The sequence below is a fragment of the Novosphingobium sp. UBA6272 genome (assembly GCF_002440635.1).
GTDB lineage: Bacteria > Pseudomonadota > Alphaproteobacteria > Sphingomonadales > Sphingomonadaceae > Novosphingobium.
On the sequence record NZ_DJUW01000006.1, the window covers coordinates 1 to 16,896 of the forward strand.

The 16,896-nt window shown below is 62.5% G+C and carries 23 protein-coding genes and 1 tRNA gene; 12 read left to right on the forward strand and 12 right to left on the reverse strand.

The features are described 5' to 3' along the window. Window positions 1-186 precede the first annotated feature (186 nt). Together B2V17_RS04210 and B2V17_RS04215 are read right to left on the reverse strand one after the other, a co-directional pair. Complete coding sequence (locus B2V17_RS04210) at window positions 187-1,083, reverse strand: hypothetical protein (RefSeq protein ID WP_292995522.1); 897 nt, start codon at window positions 1,081-1,083, stop codon at window positions 187-189. Further along, window positions 1,080-1,205 (reverse strand): excisionase, encoded by a 126-nt coding sequence (locus B2V17_RS04215; protein ID WP_292995524.1) that lies wholly within the window; start codon window positions 1,203-1,205, stop codon window positions 1,080-1,082. The genes B2V17_RS04210 and B2V17_RS04215 overlap by 4 nt, the downstream gene beginning before the upstream one ends. Window positions 1,206-1,389: 184 nt before the next feature. On the opposite strand from B2V17_RS04215, the gene B2V17_RS04220 reads away from it, so the two are divergent. After that, window positions 1,390-2,127 carry a hypothetical protein gene (locus B2V17_RS04220; protein ID WP_292995526.1) on the forward strand — a complete coding sequence of 246 codons (738 nt, stop codon included), beginning with the start codon at window positions 1,390-1,392 and terminating at the stop codon, window positions 2,125-2,127. A gap of 34 nt (window positions 2,128-2,161) precedes the next feature. Here B2V17_RS04220 and B2V17_RS04225 read toward each other — a convergent pair whose 3' ends face one another. From B2V17_RS04225 to B2V17_RS04250, 6 genes are all read right to left on the reverse strand, one after another. Continuing rightward, window positions 2,162-2,851 carry a hypothetical protein gene (locus tag B2V17_RS04225; protein ID WP_292995528.1) on the reverse strand — a complete coding sequence of 230 codons (690 nt, stop codon included), beginning with the start codon at window positions 2,849-2,851 and terminating at the stop codon, window positions 2,162-2,164. 11 nt (window positions 2,852-2,862) lie between these two features. Continuing rightward, complete coding sequence (locus B2V17_RS04230) at window positions 2,863-3,279, reverse strand: lysozyme inhibitor LprI family protein (RefSeq protein WP_292995530.1); 417 nt, start codon at window positions 3,277-3,279, stop codon at window positions 2,863-2,865. A gap of 254 nt (window positions 3,280-3,533) precedes the next feature. Further along, window positions 3,534-3,893, reverse strand: coding sequence for a DUF3768 domain-containing protein (locus B2V17_RS04235; protein WP_292995532.1), 360 nt, complete (start codon window positions 3,891-3,893; stop codon window positions 3,534-3,536). Between the two features lie 100 nt (window positions 3,894-3,993). Beyond that, window positions 3,994-4,632 (reverse strand): hypothetical protein, encoded by a 639-nt coding sequence (locus tag B2V17_RS04240; RefSeq protein ID WP_292995534.1) that lies wholly within the window; start codon window positions 4,630-4,632, stop codon window positions 3,994-3,996. 310 nt (window positions 4,633-4,942) lie between these two features. After that, complete coding sequence (locus tag B2V17_RS04245) at window positions 4,943-6,163, reverse strand: tyrosine-type recombinase/integrase (protein WP_292995536.1); 1,221 nt, start codon at window positions 6,161-6,163, stop codon at window positions 4,943-4,945. Between the two features lie 183 nt (window positions 6,164-6,346). Further along, window positions 6,347-6,437, reverse strand: a tRNA-Ser gene (locus B2V17_RS04250). An 86-nt stretch (window positions 6,438-6,523) separates the two neighbouring features. On the opposite strand from B2V17_RS04250, the gene B2V17_RS04255 reads away from it, so the two are divergent. The 3 genes from B2V17_RS04255 (at window position 6,524) to B2V17_RS04265 (ending at window position 8,482) form a co-directional block, all read left to right on the forward strand. Continuing rightward, window positions 6,524-6,925: a metallopeptidase family protein gene (locus B2V17_RS04255; RefSeq protein ID WP_292995538.1), complete on the forward strand. Its 402-nt coding sequence runs from the start codon at window positions 6,524-6,526 to the stop codon at window positions 6,923-6,925. A gap of 41 nt (window positions 6,926-6,966) precedes the next feature. After that, window positions 6,967-8,004, forward strand: coding sequence for a peptidylprolyl isomerase (locus B2V17_RS04260; RefSeq protein ID WP_292995540.1), 1,038 nt, complete (start codon window positions 6,967-6,969; stop codon window positions 8,002-8,004). A gap of 175 nt (window positions 8,005-8,179) precedes the next feature. Continuing rightward, the gene (locus B2V17_RS04265) at window positions 8,180-8,482 is read left to right on the forward strand and encodes a DUF1905 domain-containing protein (RefSeq protein WP_292995542.1); all 303 of its coding nucleotides are present in this window, start codon (window positions 8,180-8,182) and stop codon (window positions 8,480-8,482) included. 172 nt (window positions 8,483-8,654) lie between these two features. On the opposite strand, the gene B2V17_RS04270 is transcribed toward B2V17_RS04265, so the two are convergent. The 4 genes from B2V17_RS04270 to hemF all read right to left on the reverse strand — a co-directional run bounded on the left by B2V17_RS04270 (window position 8,655) and on the right by hemF (window position 12,645). Continuing rightward, a complete protein-coding gene (locus B2V17_RS04270) occupies window positions 8,655-9,017 on the reverse strand; it encodes a VOC family protein (protein WP_292995544.1) in 363 nt (120 codons plus the stop codon). A gap of 4 nt (window positions 9,018-9,021) precedes the next feature. Beyond that, window positions 9,022-11,112, reverse strand: a complete 2,091-nt coding sequence (locus B2V17_RS04275) for a RelA/SpoT family protein (RefSeq protein ID WP_292995546.1) — start codon at window positions 11,110-11,112, stop codon at window positions 9,022-9,024. A 93-nt stretch (window positions 11,113-11,205) separates the two neighbouring features. Then, window positions 11,206-11,715: a hypothetical protein gene (locus tag B2V17_RS04280; RefSeq protein ID WP_292995548.1), complete on the reverse strand. Its 510-nt coding sequence runs from the start codon at window positions 11,713-11,715 to the stop codon at window positions 11,206-11,208. A gap of 72 nt (window positions 11,716-11,787) precedes the next feature. After that, entirely contained in the window at window positions 11,788-12,645 is an 858-nt protein-coding gene (hemF, locus tag B2V17_RS04285; protein WP_292995550.1) for an oxygen-dependent coproporphyrinogen oxidase, read from the reverse strand. Window positions 12,646-12,689: 44 nt separating this feature from the next. On the opposite strand from hemF, the gene pdeM reads away from it, so the two are divergent. The 8 genes from pdeM to B2V17_RS04325 all read left to right on the forward strand — a co-directional run bounded on the left by pdeM (window position 12,690) and on the right by B2V17_RS04325 (window position 16,891). After that, window positions 12,690-13,361, forward strand: a complete 672-nt coding sequence (gene pdeM / locus B2V17_RS04290) for a ligase-associated DNA damage response endonuclease PdeM (protein ID WP_292995552.1) — start codon at window positions 12,690-12,692, stop codon at window positions 13,359-13,361. Window positions 13,362-13,442: 81 nt separating this feature from the next. Further along, on the forward strand, window positions 13,443-13,616 hold the full coding sequence (locus B2V17_RS04295; protein WP_292995554.1) for a PEP-CTERM sorting domain-containing protein: 174 nt from the start codon (window positions 13,443-13,445) through the stop codon (window positions 13,614-13,616). A 48-nt stretch (window positions 13,617-13,664) separates the two neighbouring features. Beyond that, window positions 13,665-13,979 (forward strand): phosphoribosyl-ATP diphosphatase, encoded by a 315-nt coding sequence (locus tag B2V17_RS04300; RefSeq protein WP_292995556.1) that lies wholly within the window; start codon window positions 13,665-13,667, stop codon window positions 13,977-13,979. Then, window positions 13,979-14,356 carry a histidine triad nucleotide-binding protein gene (locus B2V17_RS04305; protein WP_292995571.1) on the forward strand — a complete coding sequence of 126 codons (378 nt, stop codon included), beginning with the start codon at window positions 13,979-13,981 and terminating at the stop codon, window positions 14,354-14,356. The genes B2V17_RS04300 and B2V17_RS04305 overlap by 1 nt, the downstream gene beginning before the upstream one ends. 101 nt (window positions 14,357-14,457) lie before the next feature. Further along, window positions 14,458-14,916, forward strand: a complete 459-nt coding sequence (locus B2V17_RS04310; protein WP_292995572.1) for a YbgC/FadM family acyl-CoA thioesterase — start codon at window positions 14,458-14,460, stop codon at window positions 14,914-14,916. Continuing rightward, on the forward strand, window positions 14,913-15,620 hold the full coding sequence (tolQ, locus tag B2V17_RS04315; protein WP_292995574.1) for a protein TolQ: 708 nt from the start codon (window positions 14,913-14,915) through the stop codon (window positions 15,618-15,620). The genes B2V17_RS04310 and tolQ overlap by 4 nt, the downstream gene beginning before the upstream one ends. Beyond that, the gene (locus tag B2V17_RS04320; RefSeq protein WP_292995576.1) at window positions 15,620-16,060 is read left to right on the forward strand and encodes an ExbD/TolR family protein; all 441 of its coding nucleotides are present in this window, start codon (window positions 15,620-15,622) and stop codon (window positions 16,058-16,060) included. The genes tolQ and B2V17_RS04320 overlap by 1 nt, the downstream gene beginning before the upstream one ends. A gap of 9 nt (window positions 16,061-16,069) precedes the next feature. Then, window positions 16,070-16,891 (forward strand): hypothetical protein, encoded by an 822-nt coding sequence (locus B2V17_RS04325; RefSeq protein ID WP_292995578.1) that lies wholly within the window; start codon window positions 16,070-16,072, stop codon window positions 16,889-16,891. Window positions 16,892-16,896: the final 5 nt, after the last annotated feature.

Sequence of the window (16,896 nt, forward strand, 5' to 3'; positions counted from 1 at the left end):
CACCTCATTGACGGACGTGACCCCATTTTCCGGTCAAAATGTCGGTATGCGGGCGGTAATGCCCTAAGGGGGCCTGTTATGCCTGTTATGCCTTAGTGATGCCATCAACCTGACCCTTTCCATCGGTTACACGGGTGATACCCACCCACTATCGATAGGCTTAGCCAGCCATTCGAACTCACAAATCTATGGATGTATCAGCTGAAACCCTGCCTTAGTGGGCCTCAGGTTGCTCAGGAGGATGAAGTCCACGATCGACCACATATCCATCCAGATCAGCCAACGTTGTTTGAAGGGACTAGGGATTTCCTTCTTGGTGGTTGAGCGCTTCCGACTCCCCTCTTCGACAATCCTGGTAGGACGATGTGGCACCCAGCTTTCCAGGCAGTAGGTGATCGGATCGGGAAGGTTGAACAGGGGTTTCTTCACTTGAATCCTGGGGCTGATCGGTAAGCCCTGCTCCAGTGGATCTAGCCGGGCGTTGTCATATTTGCGCATCTTCTTAAGGTTATCGATCGCTTTGATCTTCTCACCGACCACGATGCCGTGGACATGGAAGTCGATGACACCTCCGTAGCGGTTAGCGTCAAAGTCAGCATCCAGGCCGAAGAAACCAAAGCCAGGAGCTGCCGTTATGCCTTGCCTGTTAAAGTCGTTCTGGACCCGCTTCAGCAGATCGGCGGGCCTTACCGAGAAGAGGTCGTCTGCCCGATACAGCATCCCCTGGGGCCGCAGCGTTACAAAGCCCTGGGGCTGGTCTTGGTGCTCTTCGATCAACTTCCACCAGCTACTCAGGATCGGCATCCTGGCCTCACGGTGGTAAACTGCAGACGCTAAAGTCTCGGCTGGAATGCCGGTCTCGTTGGCCCTTTGTAGGCGTTCTTGCAGATCCCTTGCTCGTTCTGCCTCCCAGATGGTCAGCTGGGATGTGTCCTCAAGGAGCTTGGCCCGGCGGATGTCCCGCTTAATATTGGTCTCACGGTCGCGGAATCTGACAATGCCATCCTCGTGACGGGTGTCCTTGTCGAGCCGGTGCGGCTTCTTAGGCTTCGGCAAATCGGAATAGCTTGGGCCTGCCATCATCGGCCACCCTGTTCGATCAGCGCCCGGATCGACTCCATTGTTACGAGAGTCTTTCGGCCGATCTTGATGCGGCGAAGACCGCCATCCTGGTTCAACAGGGCGAAGAGCTTGGTGCGTTTCACCGATAGAAGGAGGCATGCCGTTGGCACGTCCGCGAGGATTGGCTGAATCGGTTCCACTTGGGCTCTCCATGATCTCGAGAACCGACTCAATTAGACCTAAAATCGCTCGGGTCGAGCGAACTATTTGCATTGCTTGGGATTTTTACTATTTTCCGGGACGCAAAAAACATGGCACTTTGTGGCTGTGACAACCGAGGCCGCGCATTGGATCGAAACCTTCGAGTTCGAAAGGCTCGGCCGGTCTAACTTCGTCCTGGATTTCGCTGATGATGATGAGGCGCAATCGGCTGTTGATCGGATGGCGGATGCCGTCATCGACGAGTTTCGCATTCGCAAGGCGCTCTCAAGATTTGACCCTTGCTATGAGGCTCCACTCAAGTGGCTGAGGCCAGTTTGCTACCATGCAATTTTGCACTGTCTGCACGCCGACCTCTTCGAGTTTCTTGAGGCGCGCCTGGAGCACCATGGCCGTTTGGTTCGCGGTCCCAAGTGCGAACGATCGGTATTTATGGTCGGGATAGTAGGGATACTGGCTGATGATAAACCAAGCATCGGGCCCGATGGGAAGCTAGTGAAGCAGCTTACCGACGAAAAGGACCGAATGCGCCTTGCTGACCAGATGTGGTGGGCGTTCAGGCACTATGCGCAGCCAAAGGAGATCTTGAAGTTCAACCGACGGTACCCATTGCATCGCCAAGCCTCAAGGCCGCCCAAAGACTTCCTTTTCCGGGAGCTGTACCAACAGATCATAGCTCGTCGCGGTGATGTCGAAGACGAGAGTCGGAGCATAACATTCGCGCGCGGCGCTTACCCAGATGAAATCAATCTAGCGCTTGCCGATCGCGAAGAGAAAAGACGTCTCGAATGGGAGAACAGCGATTCTGACGTCAATTGGGACGCAGACGACCTCAACTGGGATTGATCCCCCAAAAAGGGTTGCTCGGTTACTGGCAAGGTCAAGGCCCGCCATCCATCTCCTTGGCGGCTTCATCTGCAGCCCTCGCTGCCTCATCGCTTGCTTCTTGGACTGCATCGGCTGCTTGCCTGGCCGTATCAGAGCCCGTTGAACCCGCTTCGTTGGGAGGCGAATTGGCCTCTGCTCCACCTGGGCTAGGTTGTTCGACTTGCGTTTGGGGCTGCGCAGCCTGCTGCTGCTGGAGGTATTCCGCCTGGGGCATACCGTTCACGAACACCGTCCGGAAGAACGACGCCTTGTTCGGGATCAGATAGTAATCCTCGGTGCCGAGATCGGTCGTGCCATTGTTGTAGTGGATCGTGAACTCGACGTTGCGGAACTCAACTGGGGTGTTGTCCTTGGCCGAATTGACGGTTGCGAGATCGACCGTGCAGTGCACCTCGTAGATCTTCTGATCCGCCATCGGGCTATCTGCCACCTTGGGATTCTCAATCGTCGCCCGCGATTTGAAGTCCTCGCTCACAGCAGCAAAGACTTCGGGTCCGCCGAACATCGCAACCAACCCGCCCGCCTTGCTCACGAACGCATTGGCGACCTCGGTCAGGATTTTGTCCTTGACGTCCGCGCGCTTGCAGGCGTCGAGTGCTGTCATGTTGGGCGAGGCTGAGTTGGGCTTGCACGCGACTAGCAAGGCCACCGCGAACAGCATTGTGGCAAATTGAAGCTTCATGTCTTCGTCTCCTAACCCTTGTAGTTCTCGAGGAAGACTGTGCGCTTGATCGTTTCGTCGAGAATGCAGCTTGCGTAGACGACGCCCGACAACGAGCCGCCGCCTGCATCATTCGAAGCGCGAGAGCACCGGGCGTCGCGTTGGCGTATCCAGCTACGCTGAAGGCCGCGAAGTTGGTCCTTCTTGGCGCGTGATAGTGGCCGCATGACCATGACATAGGCTTGGTTTAGGCGGGCATCCTGCCGGTCGATCTCGGCACCGATGCAATCCATCATGTCTACGGTCACACCTTCGGCCGCGTCCATGCACTGGTTGTAGTCGCGGGTGTAGCGCTTCTCGATCTGCGATTGCGTTTGTGCTGCCGTCGGTGTGACAGAAAAGGCTGCGATCAATAGGCCAGCGAAGATTTGTCCGACTTTACTGCGCATCGTTGCCCCCACTTCAATTGGAGGCACCGGGCGAAGCCGGGTGTTTACAACCCTGCGCACGCACAAGGCGCCGCCGCCTTTAGGCGAGCCCTGGACATACGCGACGGCCACCCGGCCGAGAAATCTCGACCGGCGCGTGCGGTTTGAGGTTGTAAAGCCTCCGCTGCGGGACTGACCGCAGCTAAAGATTGTATGCGGCGATAGAGGGCTTTGATCAAGCGCTTGCTGCGAAGAAGTTTGGTGATTCATCATGTTCACCAGTCGCTTGAAAGAAGCACAGTCAGAACTCTTTGAGTGGCCTCCGCGTCGGCAGGATCATCTGATCCAAATTCCATGCGCGAATCATAATAATCGATCTTAAACAGCAGGTTATGGCCGAAAAGCGTCAGATCGCCGAAGTCCCGTTCACCATGCGGATCGTTGTCTGAATCGAACTCATCGTAGTTTGCCAGTGCAGCCGCGAGGGTCACGGCATCAAAGCCACTGATCCGCAAAACGTTCTGGGTAATCACAATGGTGCCACCCATTCCTGTCTTGCGGAGTTGATCGTTCAAGCGAGCAATCGCTTCTGCGCGCGGCACCTCGTTGCACGTTGCTGTTCCGTGGTCGGTCATGATAATTTCATTCCATTGTTGTGAGCAGCCGCCATCCCCTCGCACCAAGTTGCGCAAGCGGGATGGTCGGCGATGTTGTTGGGTTGGACGAAGCTTCCGATTACTTCTTCTTGGCCTCATCGCGGATGCGGTTGATCAGCGCGTCGAGGTCTGCTATGGCTGCGATGGCAGCGGCCACGGCCTGGCTGACCGGCTTCAGAGCTTCATCGAAATCGTTCATTTCGAACGCCTGGGCGACGAGTTCTTTCAGCAGATCAACGGGCTGGAAGAGGCGCGCTTCCTGCTCGTCGCGTGTCCAGCCGCCGAGTTTGAAGAAGCCCGCAACAGCCTTGTCATCTCGAATGACCTTGTCGGCAGCATCGCTCAGTCCCGCTCTGACCTTCAATTCCACACACATCAGAGTGCCGCCGGTCTTGAGGGCCGCTTCGAGCCAGCTGTGATCGTAGTCGTCAGTGGTGATCTCGCTTAGTTCGAGCCAGGCATCGCCAATTCCGCCGACGCCCTTGGTCATTTTCCACTCCGATGCCATCAGGATTGCGGTGCCGTTGGCCTCGCTGGCTATCCAAGGTTCGACTGCGGCCTTGGTGAACTTGCGGACGATTTCGCCCATCAGGCGGTCGCTGATCGGCCCACTGGCAAGTTGATAATCGGGCGCAATGTTGCCCAGTTGGCGGATGATCCGTCCGGCCTCGACCGGATCGAGTTGCTGGGCGGCGATGATCTGTTCGTCGGTATTCATGTAGCGCATCCTTTGCCTAGAAGGAGGACCGCTAAGGGGACCTCCTCCGGCAAAGGCCGGTCTTGCCAGATCAACACTTGCAGCTGATGGGGCAACAGCCCCGATCGCTAGGCGCAAGCGTTCTCTCAGCCAGGAACATCCTGACCTATCCCCTTCGCGGAACTCGTTTGCGAAAGTGCCTCAAGCCCTCTGAAGCTGGTCAAATCGGGCTTAACGCACTGCAATTATTAGCGGATTCTGTCAGAAAAAGCAAAAATGGCTCAAATGCTGCGGTGAGCTTCGATGCCAACTGCCAGCGGCTATGCTGGCCTTAGGAGGTGCCAGGCCGATTCGATTTGAACTTGTCACGCAACCCTTGCTTGCCGCAAAATGCCGCCCAAGCGGCCATCAATTCGCGGCGCTTTTCGACTGCTGTTCCGCGTCGGTAGGCGGCCTCGACTTCGGAGGTCAATGCGTGTGCCAGGGCCATCTCGACCACTTCACGCTCAAAATGGGTCTGCTCGCCGACCCAGTCACGGAACGTCGAACGGAAGCCATGGACTGTGATATCGCTATGGCCCATGCGCTTGAGCTGCTGCGACAAGGCCATATCGGACAGCGGTCCACCGCGCGGCGCTGCAAACACAATATCTTCGGGCTTGGCTGCCTCCGGCCTTACGGTGCGAAGGACTGCAAGAGCAGCGTCACTCAGCGGTACTTTGTGCTCCCTCTTCGCCTTCATGCGTTCCTTTGGTACGGTCCAAAGCTTCGCTTCGAGGTCCACTTCAGACCAGCACATACCGCGCACTTCTCCTGATCGTGCGGCTGTCAGAATGGCGAACTCGAGTGCGCGGGCTGTGCCGCCTGGCCGTTTCCGCAACCCGGTCATGAATGCCGTGATTTCCGAGAAGGGAAGGGCGGCATGATGCTTGACCGCCGATTTGTCACGCCTCAGCAGTGTCTTGTCGAGGTGCCCCTTCCACCGCGCCGGATTGTCGCCTGACCATAGGCCTTTGACCTTGGCAGCATCCAGAATGCGTTCGATGCGCCCCCTCAGCCGCGAAGCGGTTTCCGGCTTGCTCAGCCAGATCGGCTCAAGGACTGCCAGGACATCCGACGTTGATATCTGGTCAATCGGCTTGTTCAGCAAAGGTGCGGCATGGGTATCGACGGTATTGCGCCATTGCTGCCGATGTTTGGGGTTGCGGAACCCGTCCTCGATGCCAGCGATCCATTCCTTGGCGAAGGTGCCGAACGTCACAACAGGAACTGGCTTGGCTCGAGCTTTGGCGCGTTCGATCCGAGGATCAATGCCGTCTAGCAGCTGACCCCGTATCTTTTCGGCCCGCTCGCGTGCCTTTGCGAGCGTAATGTCCAAGTCCGATCCCAAGCCAAGCTCTATCCGCCTTCCACTCATGGTTCCGATGTAAAACCAAGATCTTCCGCTTGGGCGGACCCGCAGGTAGAGACCGCCGCCATCGGACAGCAGCCCTGGTCCGGCGAAGCCAGCGACCTCCTTAACAGTGAGCTTGTTACGCGCGCGCGAGGACATGATTCTCGCAAACTAGCGGGTCTCCGCCATCATGTCAGCCATAATATCAGCCATAAGTTCGGCTCGCGGCTTGTGGCGATCCAGCGCGAACGAATGCGAACGTCAAATCTGTATAATAGCGCAAGAAACCTCAGTTTTATGAGGCTTCTCTGAGTTTGCGATGATGAGTGAAAGGGCGGGTAATGGCGGAGCGGGAGGGATTCGAACCCTCGATACGCTTTTGACGTATACTCACTTTCCAGGCGAGCGCCTTCGACCACTCGGCCACCGCTCCGCATGCACTGGATTGGCGCGCCCTAGCGGCATGGCCGGGATCGTGCAAGCGTTGCAGGCGCGGGCGGAGCGCCTATCTTGGCGGGCATGACCCGCACCTTTGGCCTCGCGCCCAGCCTTTCCGAAATCGAAGCCCTGGCCTGCGCCGCGCTGGCGCAGATGCCGGAGCCGTTTGCGGCGCACCTTGCCGGGGTGCGGCTGGTGGTGGAGGACTTTGCCGACGCGGAAACGCTGGCGGCGATGGGGATCGAGGATGCCTTCGAGCTGACCGGGATCTACGAGGGCTGGCCGGTGGGTGAGAAGCATTCGGCGCCTTCGGGTGCGCTGCCCGACCGGATCCGGCTGTTCCGCCAACCGATCCTCGACGAATGGATCGCGCGCGGGGACGAGAGCCTGGAGCATCTGGTCGCCCATGTGGTGATCCACGAAGTCGGGCACCATTTCGGGCTGAGCGATGCCGATATCGATGCGCTGGAGGCGCAGGGCTGAGCGCGGTTTGACAAAGGGCGCGGCGGTGGCACTGTGGGGCGATGAGAATACTGCTCCCCACGGCTGCGCTGCTCGCGCTGGCCGCTTCGCCCGTCTATCCGCAGGCCTCGGCCAATCTGGCGGCCGGCAAGACCCAGCCTTCGCCGCTCGCACCCAGCGAGATCGTCGCTCAGGCACCCAAGGCGGACTGGACGGCGATTGCCGCGTCGGACCTGCTGGTGATGGACCTGGCCCCTGATGCCAAGGGCAAGCCTCGCCGGGTGGTGATCCAGCTGATGCCGCCGCCGTTCTCGCAAGGCTGGATCGGCAATATCCGCAAGCTGACGGTGGCGAGGTTCTGGGACGGGACTGCGGTCAACCGGGTGCAGGACAATTACGTCGTGCAATGGGGCGATCCCGATGCCGAGGACAAGGTCAAGGCGAAGAAGCTGCCCGAGGGTTTGGCGGTGATGCCAGAGAGTGAGTACGAAACGTCTTTAGAGGATCCATACAAAGCCAAGCCGAAACCGGTCTTTGCGGGCGAACGCGGCCGAGGCTTTGATGCCTATTCACGAACTAACTATCTGTATCGAGGTTGGCCTGTTGCAATGGATTACATCCAGTATGTTCCAATAAAGGATGCAACCACGGGTAGGCCCATTCCGGCGCCAACGACCCGGGCAGCCTGGCCTGTCCACTGCTACGGCATGGTCGGCGTCGGCCGCGACCTGTCCCCCAACACCGGCAACGGCGCGGAGCTCTACGTGGTGATCGGCCACGCCCCGCGCCATCTTGATCGCAATATTGCGCTGGTCGGGCGGGTGATCGAGGGGATCGAGCACTTGTCCTCGCTGCCGCGCGGGCATGGGGCGCTGGGGTTCTATGATCTGGCGCAAGGCGACGAGCGAACCGGGATCCGCTCGATCCGGCTGGGCACCGAGGTGAAGGACCTGCCGGCTTACGAATACCTCTCGACCGAAAGCCAAAGCTTCGCCCAATACGCCGATGCCCGCGCCAACCGCCGCGATGCGTTTTTCATCCGCCCGGCTGGCGGGGCGGACATCTGCAACATCCCGGTCCCGGTGCGGCGGGTGAAGTGAAAGTTTTTTCTCTCGCAATGGCGCAAAGGCGCGAAGCTGCTGTTTCTGGCCGCAGGCCGGCCCGCATTCGCTTGTTTGGTCTCTGCGGCAGTATTCCAAACAAAACCCGGCTGCGCCGGAAGCAGTGCAGCTTCGCGCCTTTGCGCCTTTGCGAGCGCAATCCGTGACCGAACGTGTGACCCACACCGGCCCGCTCTGGCGCTGGACCAGTTCGACCGGCACGGGAAGCTGGCATTTCCTGACGATTGATGGCGAAGCGGGTGAGGCGCTTTCGGGGACAGCGCTGATGCGGCGGCTGGAGAAGAGCATCGGCGGATTCGGCTCGCTCAAGGTCGTGGCAACGATCGGCGACAGCACGTTCAAGACCTCGCTGTTTCCGAGCAAGAGCGCGGGCTGGATGCTGCCGGTCAAGGCCAGCGTGCGCAAGGCCGAGGGGATCGGTGAGGGAGACGTGGTGGAGGTGATGCTGGAGGTTTGAAGAAGAAGGGTGGTTCACGCAGAGGCGCAGAGAAGAAAAAGGGGAGGCGCAGAGGCGTTGCGCTTGCGGCGAAGCCGCTCTCATTTTCCGACTTCGCGATTGCCAATACGAGTTGGAAAAAAGGCGGCTTTGCCGCAAACCTGACTTCTCTGCGGCCTCTGCGTGAACCCCTTTAACCCTGGATCAGCTCGATCCGGTTGCCGAAGGGATCGTCGGCGTACCCGCGTCGGGTACCGTCCTGCGCACCGTCGGGGGTGAAGCCATGCCCTGCCGCTTGGAGCAGGGCCGCCATTGCTTCGAGATCATCGACCAGCAGTGCCGGATGCGCCTTCCGCGCTGGGCGGAAATCCGCCTCGACGCCGAGGTGCAGTTTCACGCGGTCGCTTTCGAACCAGCATCCGCCGCGCGCGGCGAGGTTCGCGGGCTTCGGCACTTCGGGCAGGCCGAGCAGTCCCGCATAGAACGCCCGAGCCAGCGCCTCTCCACCCGCAGGCATCGCCAGTTGCACATGGTCGATGCCCAGAATCGCGACCATCGGTTCAGATCCGCTCCGCCTCGGCCACTGCATCGCTGGCACGCAGCGCGCTGACGATGCGGGTCAGGTGGGCAAGGTCGTTGACTTCGATTTCCACCTCGTAGGTCGAGAACAGGTCGTCGCGGGCGATGTTTTCCAGCGCGGCAATGTTGGCGCGGTTGCCGGCGAAGATCCCGGCGGCTTCGGCCAGGGTGCCAGGGCGGTTGTAGAGGACGATCCGGATCCGCCCGACCGCGCCGGTGGTGGTGTCGCCCCACGACAGGTCGAGCCAGTCGGCATCGACCCCGCTGGCCAGTGTCAGGCAGTCGATGGCGTGGACTTCCACCCCCTTGCCGGTCTGGCGCAGCCCGACGATCCGGTCCCCCGGCACCGGGTGGCAGCATTCGGCAAGGTGAAAGGCCATGCCGGCGGTCAGCCCCTTGATCGAGATCGCGCGTTCCTGCTTGGGCCAGTGCTCGGGCTCGGACAGGTGCTTGGTGCTGCCCGGCACCAGTGCTTCCATCACCGCGCGGTCTTCCAGCTTGGCTGTGCCTATCGCGACCATCAGGTCTTCTTCGTCGATCAGGCCCAGCCGCTTGACCGCGTCCTTGACCGCCTTCTTGCCGATCTTGCTGGGTAGCCGTTCGGTGATCTGTTCGTAGAGCTTGCGCCCGATCATCGCCACTTCGGCGCGTTCCTTGGCGCGGACCGCGCGGCGAATCGCGGCACGGGCCTTGCCGGTCACGACGAAGCCCAGCCACGACAATTGCGGACTGGCGCTCTTGCTTTTGATGATCTCCACCACGTCGCCGTTGGACAGCACGGTGCGGAGCGGCATGTGCCGGCCGTTGATCTTCGCCCCGACCGCGAAGTTACCGAGATCGGAGTGGACCGAATAGGCCAAGTCGACGGGGGTCGAGCCCTTGGGCAGCTGGTGCAACGCGCCCTTGGGGGTGAAGGCGAAGATCCGGTCCTGATAGATCGCCAGCTTGGTATGCTCGAGCAGTTCCTCGGCATCGTGGCTGGCATCGACGATCTCGATCAGGTCGCGCAGCCAGCCGACCTGCCCGTCGGGGCGTTCATGGCTTTTGTAGGCCCAGTGCGCGGCCAGTCCGAACTCGTTGGTGCGGTGCATCTCCTGCGATCGGATCTGCACCTCCATCCGCATCGAATTCTCGAAGATCAGGCTGGTGTGGAGCGAGCGGTAGGCGTTGGACTTGGGGGTTGAGATGTAGTCCTTGAAGCGCCCGGGGATCATCTGCCAGGTGCTGTGCAGCACGCCGAGCGCGCGGTAGCAGTCTTCCGGTGTCTCGGTCAGCACGCGGAAGGCCATGATGTCGGTAATCTGTTCGAAGCTGACATGGCGTTCGGCCATCTTCTTCCAGATCGAATAGGGATGCTTCTCGCGCCCCGAGACCTCGACCTTCAGCCCGGCTTCGGCCAGCGCCTGCTTGATCGACAGCGCGATCGAATCGACCTGCCCGCCTTCGCTCGAGCGGATCTGCGCCAGCCGCCCGGTGATCGTGGCATAGGCTTCGGGCTCCAGTTGCTCGAATGCCAGCAGCTGCATCTCGCGCATATATTCGTACATGCCCACCCGCTCGGCCAGCGGAGCGTAGATATCCATCGTCTCGCGGGCGATCCGGCGGCGCTTTTCCTCGCTGCGGATGAAGTGCAGCGTGCGCATGTTGTGGAGCCGGTCGGCCAGCTTGACCAGCAGGACGCGGATGTCCTCGCTCATCGCCAGGAAGAACTTGCGCAGGTTCTCGGCAGCGCGCTCGTTCTCGCCCATCGCCTCGATCTTGCTGAGCTTGGTCACCCCGTCGACCAGCCGCGCGACTTCGGGTCCGAACAGCTTCTCGATTTCTTCGGTGGTGGCCAGGGTATCCTCCACGGTGTCGTGGAGCAGGGCAGTGATGATCGTTTCCTGATCGAGCTTGAGCTCGGTCATCAAGCCCGCGACCTCAACCGGATGGCTGAAGTAGGGATCGCCGGAAGCGCGCTTTTGCGAGCCATGTTTTTGTATGGTGTAGACATAGGCACGGTTGAGCATGGCCTCGTCCGCATCGGGATCGTAACCGAGAACACGTTCGACAAGTTCGTACTGGCGCAGCATCTTTGCCTAGATGGGGGGCAAAGGGGGCGCAGGGCAAGCGCAAAAAGGGGGCCTTGCGGCCCCCTTTCCGTGTTCCGGTCAGGTGATTGACGCCTAGCGGTTGACGATCCGAGCCTGAGCGAACTGTGCCAGCACCGCCTTGCGCCCTTCGGCCGAGGTGGTTTGCGGGATCATGGTTACGCCGACCGCGAGGTGCCGGGCATCGAGATTGCGGATCACCACGACGATGTCGACCACCGGGCCACCGGCGCTCATGGTCGAATGGAAGGCTTCGGCCGGGCCGCCCGCGAACTGGGTGGCTTCGCGCTTGGTAAAGGGCTTTGCGCCCGCCGCGCCGAGGATCAGCTCTGCGATTGCGGAATTCTCGGGAATGGCCTCGCCCTCACCGGCCTCGATCGTACGGAACAACAGCCCGCCCGACTTGTCTTCCGCGAAAAAGGTGAGGTTGCCGTAATCGTCGTACTTCTCGGTCCAGCCGGCCTGTTTGGCGACCTCGATCGCCGGCACGCCTTCGGCCGGAATGCGGAAGGACTGCGCATGGGCCGAAGCCGCGGTAAGAGCAATGGCAGCAAGCGGCAGGAGCAGGCGTGAGGCAAAAGACATGGAATTATCCCCTGTTGGTATGAGGCCTTCCTATCGCGCCTTGCAGATTGCGCAAAGCTTAATGGCGTCGTCCTAGCTCCAGGTCGCCTCGGGCGGCAGGCTCATCAGGATTGCGTCGACATTGCCGCCGGTCTTGAGCCCGAACAGCGTGCCGCGATCGTAGACCAGGTTGAATTCGGCATAACGCCCGCGCCATTCGAGCTGGCGCAGCTTGTCCTCGGGCGAGAACTCCAGGCCCATCCGGCGGCGCACCAGCCGGGGGAAGACATCAAGAAAGGCCTCGCCGACATCGCGGGTGAAGGCGAAGTTTGCCTCGAAGGCGGCCTGATCGGCGCAGTCGAGGTGATCGTAGAAGATCCCGCCGACTCCACGGTGGACGCCGCGGTGCGGGATGAAGAAGTATTCGTCGGCCCAGGCCTTGAAGCGCGCGTAATAGTCCGGGCCGTGCTTGTCGCAGGCGGCCTGGAAGGCGGCGTGGAACTCGGCGGTGTCTTGCGGGTAGGGGATCGGCGGGTTGAGATCGCCGCCGCCGCCGAACCAGGCCTTGCTGGTGGTCAGGAACCGGGTGTTCATGTGCACCGCCGGCACGTGCGGATTGGCCATGTGCGCGACCAGGCTGATGCCCGTCGCGGTGAAGCCGGGGCTTTCTTCCCCCGCGCCATGGATGGTCTTGGCGAATTCGGGGGCGAAGGTGCCGTGGACGGTCGAGACATTGACCCCGACCTTTTCGAATACCCGGCCCTTCATTACCCCGCGGGTGCCGCCACCGGGATTGTCGTTGCCGGCTTCTTCGCGGTGCCAGGTCAGATATTCGAACCGGGCCGGGCTGCCGGCCTCGGCCTCGATCTGTTCGAAGGCGGCGCAGATCCGGTCGCGCAGGCTTTCGAACCAGGTGCGGGCACGGGCGGTCTCTTGAGTCCAGTCTTGCATCACGCGCCCTTGCCAAGCGAATCCGCATCCGGCAAGGGAAAGCCATGGTTCCCTTTTCGTTCGCAGGTGAAGAACTGGCGCTGGCCGAAGGGCTGGCGCTGTACTGGCCGCGCGAACGGGCCTTGCTGGTCGCCGACCTCCACCTGGAAAAGGCCAGCTTCTATGCCCGCTTCGGGCAGATGCTGCCGCCCTATGACAGCCGCGAGACGCTGGGCCGGCTGGCCGATGCGCTGCGCCAGACCGATGCGCGGCGGGTGTTCTGCCTGGGCGACAATTTCCACGATGCTGCCGGGGCTGACCGGCTGGAATCGCACGCCGCAGGCATGCTCGATGCGCTGACCCGCGCGACCGACTGGGTCTGGGTTTCGGGCAACCACGATCAGGGCCGGGTTCCTTCGGGTACCGCGGTCGACGAGATCGAGGTGAGCGGGCTCATGCTGCGCCATGAAGCGGTGCCGGGCGATCTGCGGCCCGAACTGTCGGGCCATTTCCATCCCAAGCTCAAGGTCACGGCGCGCGGCCGCCGGGTGGTGCGGCCCTGCGCGGTGGCGAGCGAGCGCAAGCTGATCCTGCCCGCGTTCGGCGCGCTGACCGGCGGAATGGACGCGGCTGATCCGGCGATCATCGCCGCGCTGCAACCGGCGCGCGCGGTCGATGCTCTGCTCGGCGTGCAGGGGCGGCTGGTGCAATATCCGTTGTGGCGGGCTGCTGCCTGAATTGGCACGGAAAAGGTCCCGGCTTGGGACGGTGCCAAATTCGCAGTTGCAGCACGCCCCATCCCGGCGCAGGCGCGGCCCATGCTTGGGCGCATTGCAACCCCGATTCTCGTCGTCCTGATCGGCGCAACGCCTGCCCTGGCGCAGAGCACCAGCTGGGTCGTGCCAGAGCCATCGGGCCTGGCGCTGCTGGGCATCGGCCTGGCCGGGGTCGCGGCAGGCCGGATCCTGTCGCGCAAACCCCCGCAGAACTGAACACGCCGCCCCTTGACCTTGCCCGCCCTGCGCCGCATGGCCGCAGGCATGGATACGCTGTCCCGCCTCGCCGCCACGATCGCCGCGCGCCGCGGTGCCGACCCGGAAACCAGCTGGGTCGCCAAGCTTCATGCCCGCGGTGTTCCGGTGATCGCCCGCAAGCTGGGTGAGGAAGCGATCGAAACGGTGATCGCGGCGCTGTCCGGCAGCCGCGAGGAACTGGTCGGCGAGGCAGCCGACACGCTGTTTCACCTGCTGGTCCTGCTCGACGCCAAGGGCGTAAGCCTGAACGAGGTCCTGGCCGAGCTTGAGCGCCGCGAAGGCACCAGCGGGATCGCCGAAAAAGCCGCACGAGGTCAGTAATGCCGATCGACGCCACCCAGCCCTATGATGACCAGAATATCTTCGCGAGGATCCTGCGCGGGGAAATTCCGAACAAGACCGTCTATGAAGACGAATGGGCGCTGGCCTTTCACGACATCAACCCGCAGGCCCCGCTTCACGTGCTGGTGATCCCCAAGGGACCCTATGTAAGCTGGGACGATTTTTCGGCCCGGGCCCCGGCAGATGAGATCGCCGGCTTCATCCGCGCCGTCGGCCATGTCGCGCGCGAGGCCGGACTGGTCGAACCGGGCTACCGCCTGCTCGCCAATATTGGCGGCCACGGCCACCAGGAAGTGCCGCACCTGCACGTTCACCTGTTCGGCGGGCGGCCGCTCGGACCGATGCTGGCGCGCTGATCCGCAGCACCACCCGCGAGTGACGAACGGTGGGATGTTTGGGTCAGGCTGAACGCATTCCCTTGCCCTGCGACTCGTGCCGTTGCTAAGGCCTTGGCGGCATGACGTCTTACCCGCCCTTTCCTGCCGGCCTGATCGAAGGCACGGTCCACCGCTTCGCGGTGCGGGCCTATTTCGAGGATACCGACCTGTCGGGGGTGGTCTATCATGCCAACTACCTGCGCTGGTTCGAGCGCGCCCGGTCCGACTTTGTCCGGCTGCTGGGGATCGACCAGCGCACGGTCAATGAAGCCGGCGAGGGTGCCTTTGCCGTGGCCGACCTGACGATCCGCTATCTCGCCCCGGCCCGGCTGGACGACGGAGTGCGGATCGAGACGACCTGCACCGACCTGCGCGCCGCTTCGTGCCGGATGCATCAGAAGGCATTCCGCGAGGATGGCCTGCTCCTGACCGAGGCCTCATTCCGGGTTGGCTTCGTCGCCCCCGACGGCCGCCCGCGCCGCATGCCCGATGGCTGGCGCGCGGCCTTTGCCCCGATCGTTTCCGAAGGAAAACCATGACCGACCTCAACCTGCTTGCCGCCGCTGCCGCCGAAGCGCCCCGGCACCTCAACCCGGTGAAGCTGTTCCTTGATGCCGATATCGTGGTCCAGATCGTGATGGCCGGGCTGGTGCTGGCTTCGCTGTGGGTCTGGACGATCATCGTCGCCTTCAGCCTGCGCTATGGCCGCCTGAGCAAGGCGAGCGAGGCTTATGAGCGCGATTTCTGGAAGGCTTCCGACATCGATGCCTTTCAGACCGAACGGGGCAAGGGCGAAATTCCCTCCGCGCAGGTCGCCGCTGCCGGCATTGCCGAATGGCGCCGCTCGACCGGCGGCAAGGCCCTGGACCGCGAAGGCACCCGCCAGCGGCTGTCGCTGGCGATGGACAGTGCGATTGCGAACGAAGCGGACAAGCTTTCGGAACGGCTCAACTTCCTCGCCACGGTCGGCTCGGTCGCGCCATTCGTCGGGCTGTTCGGCACGGTCTGGGGGATCATGAACTCGTTCTTCCAGATCGGGCAGCAGCAGAATTCATCACTCGCGGTGGTCGCGCCGGGGATTTCCGAGGCGCTGTTCGCCACCGCGATCGGCCTCTTCGCGGCCATCCCGGCGGTGATCGCCTACAACCGCTTCTCGCACCGGGTGAACCAGCTTGAGGCGCGGCTGCAGCGCTTTGCCGACCGCTTTCACGCCAGCCTCAGCCGGGAACTGGAGGCGCAGTAATGGCGATGGGCCCAGCCCCCTCCCGCCGCTCCCGCCGGGGCCGCGCGCCGATGGCGGAGATCAACGTCACCCCGCTGGTCGACGTGATGCTGGTGCTGTTGATCATCTTCATGGTCACTGCCCCGCTGCTCAGCGCCGGGGTGCCGGTCAACCTGCCCGATGCCAATGCCAAGCCATTGAACCAGAACCCCGAAGAGATCAGCCTGACGATCGCTGCGGATGGCGTGATCTATCTGGGAGACGCCGCGCTGGAGCCGGGCGCGCTCGCGCAGAAGCTGGCAGAGGTGCCGCCCGCACCCGATGGCAAGCCTCCGCAGGTCACACTGCGCGCCGACCGCAATCTGGGTTACGGCCGGGTCATGGCGGTGATGGGCGAGCTTAACCGCGCCGGGTTCACCGCAATCGCGCTGGTCACCACCGGTTCAGTTCCCAGCCCATAGCCAGAGACCATGGAAGCGCGCGCGCTCAACAACGAGGAAATCATCGGCCTGATGCTGGCGGCGATGGCCCATGCCGGGCTGCTGCTCGCGCTGGTCCTTGCCCGGCCCGCAGCGCCTCCGTCGCCGCCCGAGCGGATCAGCGTGACGCTCAGCGACCAGACCGGCGCAGTCTCAACCTCGCCCAATCCGCAAGCCGATCCCCTGGCCGATAAGGGCCCGGAACTGGGCGAGCCCGCACCGGCCCCGGTTCCCCTGCCCCAACCAGAGGCAAAGCCCGAACCCGCCCCGCAGCCCAAGGCCAGCGCCGCGCCCGCTCCCAAAGCTGTGCCCAAGCCGCCGCAGCAGGCGCAGAAGCCGCCCAGCAAGTGGCCCTTCGCCCCGCCCTCCAAGGCACCCCCGGCCAAAACCGCCCCCCCGGCGAAGGCGGGCGCGAGCAGTTTCGATCAGGCTTTCTCCAAGGGCATCCCGGGCGGCAGCGCCAAGGGCAGGGACCTGACTCCGCCGGCGGCGGTTGCCTCGGCGCAGCAGGTTTCCTCATGGTCCTCTCTGATCGGATCCAAGGTGCGCGGGCCGTGGAACGGCTGCCCGGTCAGCGGGCTCGACGTCGGCAAACTGCGCGCGACGGTGCGCTTCACGCTTGACCCGTCGGGGCGGATCCAGTCGATCGAGCCGTTCGAGGTGACCGGGGTGACCGATGCCAATCGCCCGCAAGTCAAGCCGTTCAAGGACTGCGCGGTTCGTGCGATCCGCCTCGCCGCGCCGTTCAGCGGCCTGCCCGCGGAATTCCACGATCAGTGGAAGAGCCGCCGGCTCAATTTCAGGAAAGAGTAGGAAGA

What these genes read in the sequence shown, in the direction of transcription:
- B2V17_RS04275 (WP_292995546.1), bottom strand. Translation starts at nt 11,112, where the DNA reads ATGCTGCGCCAGTACGAACTTGTCGAACGTGTTCTCGGTTACGATCCC.
- B2V17_RS04260 (WP_292995540.1), top strand. Translation starts at nt 6,967, where the DNA reads ATGAGAATACTGCTCCCCACGGCTGCGCTGCTCGCGCTGGCCGCTTCG.
- pdeM (WP_292995552.1), top strand. Translation starts at nt 12,690, where the DNA reads ATGGTTCCCTTTTCGTTCGCAGGTGAAGAACTGGCGCTGGCCGAAGGG.
- B2V17_RS04255 (WP_292995538.1), top strand. Translation starts at nt 6,524, where the DNA reads ATGACCCGCACCTTTGGCCTCGCGCCCAGCCTTTCCGAAATCGAAGCC.
- B2V17_RS04320 (WP_292995576.1), top strand. Translation starts at nt 15,620, where the DNA reads ATGGCGATGGGCCCAGCCCCCTCCCGCCGCTCCCGCCGGGGCCGCGCG.
- B2V17_RS04245 (WP_292995536.1), bottom strand. Translation starts at nt 6,163, where the DNA reads ATGTCCTCGCGCGCGCGTAACAAGCTCACTGTTAAGGAGGTCGCTGGC.
- hemF (WP_292995550.1), bottom strand. Translation starts at nt 12,645, where the DNA reads ATGCAAGACTGGACTCAAGAGACCGCCCGTGCCCGCACCTGGTTCGAA.
- B2V17_RS04240 (WP_292995534.1), bottom strand. Translation starts at nt 4,632, where the DNA reads ATGAATACCGACGAACAGATCATCGCCGCCCAGCAACTCGATCCGGTC.
- B2V17_RS04325 (WP_292995578.1), top strand. Translation starts at nt 16,070, where the DNA reads ATGGAAGCGCGCGCGCTCAACAACGAGGAAATCATCGGCCTGATGCTG.
- B2V17_RS04280 (WP_292995548.1), bottom strand. Translation starts at nt 11,715, where the DNA reads ATGTCTTTTGCCTCACGCCTGCTCCTGCCGCTTGCTGCCATTGCTCTT.
- B2V17_RS04210 (WP_292995522.1), bottom strand. Translation starts at nt 1,083, where the DNA reads ATGATGGCAGGCCCAAGCTATTCCGATTTGCCGAAGCCTAAGAAGCCG.
- B2V17_RS04305 (WP_292995571.1), top strand. Translation starts at nt 13,979, where the DNA reads ATGCCGATCGACGCCACCCAGCCCTATGATGACCAGAATATCTTCGCG.
- B2V17_RS04230 (WP_292995530.1), bottom strand. Translation starts at nt 3,279, where the DNA reads ATGCGCAGTAAAGTCGGACAAATCTTCGCTGGCCTATTGATCGCAGCC.
- B2V17_RS04225 (WP_292995528.1), bottom strand. Translation starts at nt 2,851, where the DNA reads ATGAAGCTTCAATTTGCCACAATGCTGTTCGCGGTGGCCTTGCTAGTC.
- B2V17_RS04300 (WP_292995556.1), top strand. Translation starts at nt 13,665, where the DNA reads ATGGATACGCTGTCCCGCCTCGCCGCCACGATCGCCGCGCGCCGCGGT.
- B2V17_RS04295 (WP_292995554.1), top strand. Translation starts at nt 13,443, where the DNA reads ATGCTTGGGCGCATTGCAACCCCGATTCTCGTCGTCCTGATCGGCGCA.
- tolQ (WP_292995574.1), top strand. Translation starts at nt 14,913, where the DNA reads ATGACCGACCTCAACCTGCTTGCCGCCGCTGCCGCCGAAGCGCCCCGG.
- B2V17_RS04235 (WP_292995532.1), bottom strand. Translation starts at nt 3,893, where the DNA reads ATGACCGACCACGGAACAGCAACGTGCAACGAGGTGCCGCGCGCAGAA.
- B2V17_RS04310 (WP_292995572.1), top strand. Translation starts at nt 14,458, where the DNA reads ATGACGTCTTACCCGCCCTTTCCTGCCGGCCTGATCGAAGGCACGGTC.
- B2V17_RS04270 (WP_292995544.1), bottom strand. Translation starts at nt 9,017, where the DNA reads ATGGTCGCGATTCTGGGCATCGACCATGTGCAACTGGCGATGCCTGCG.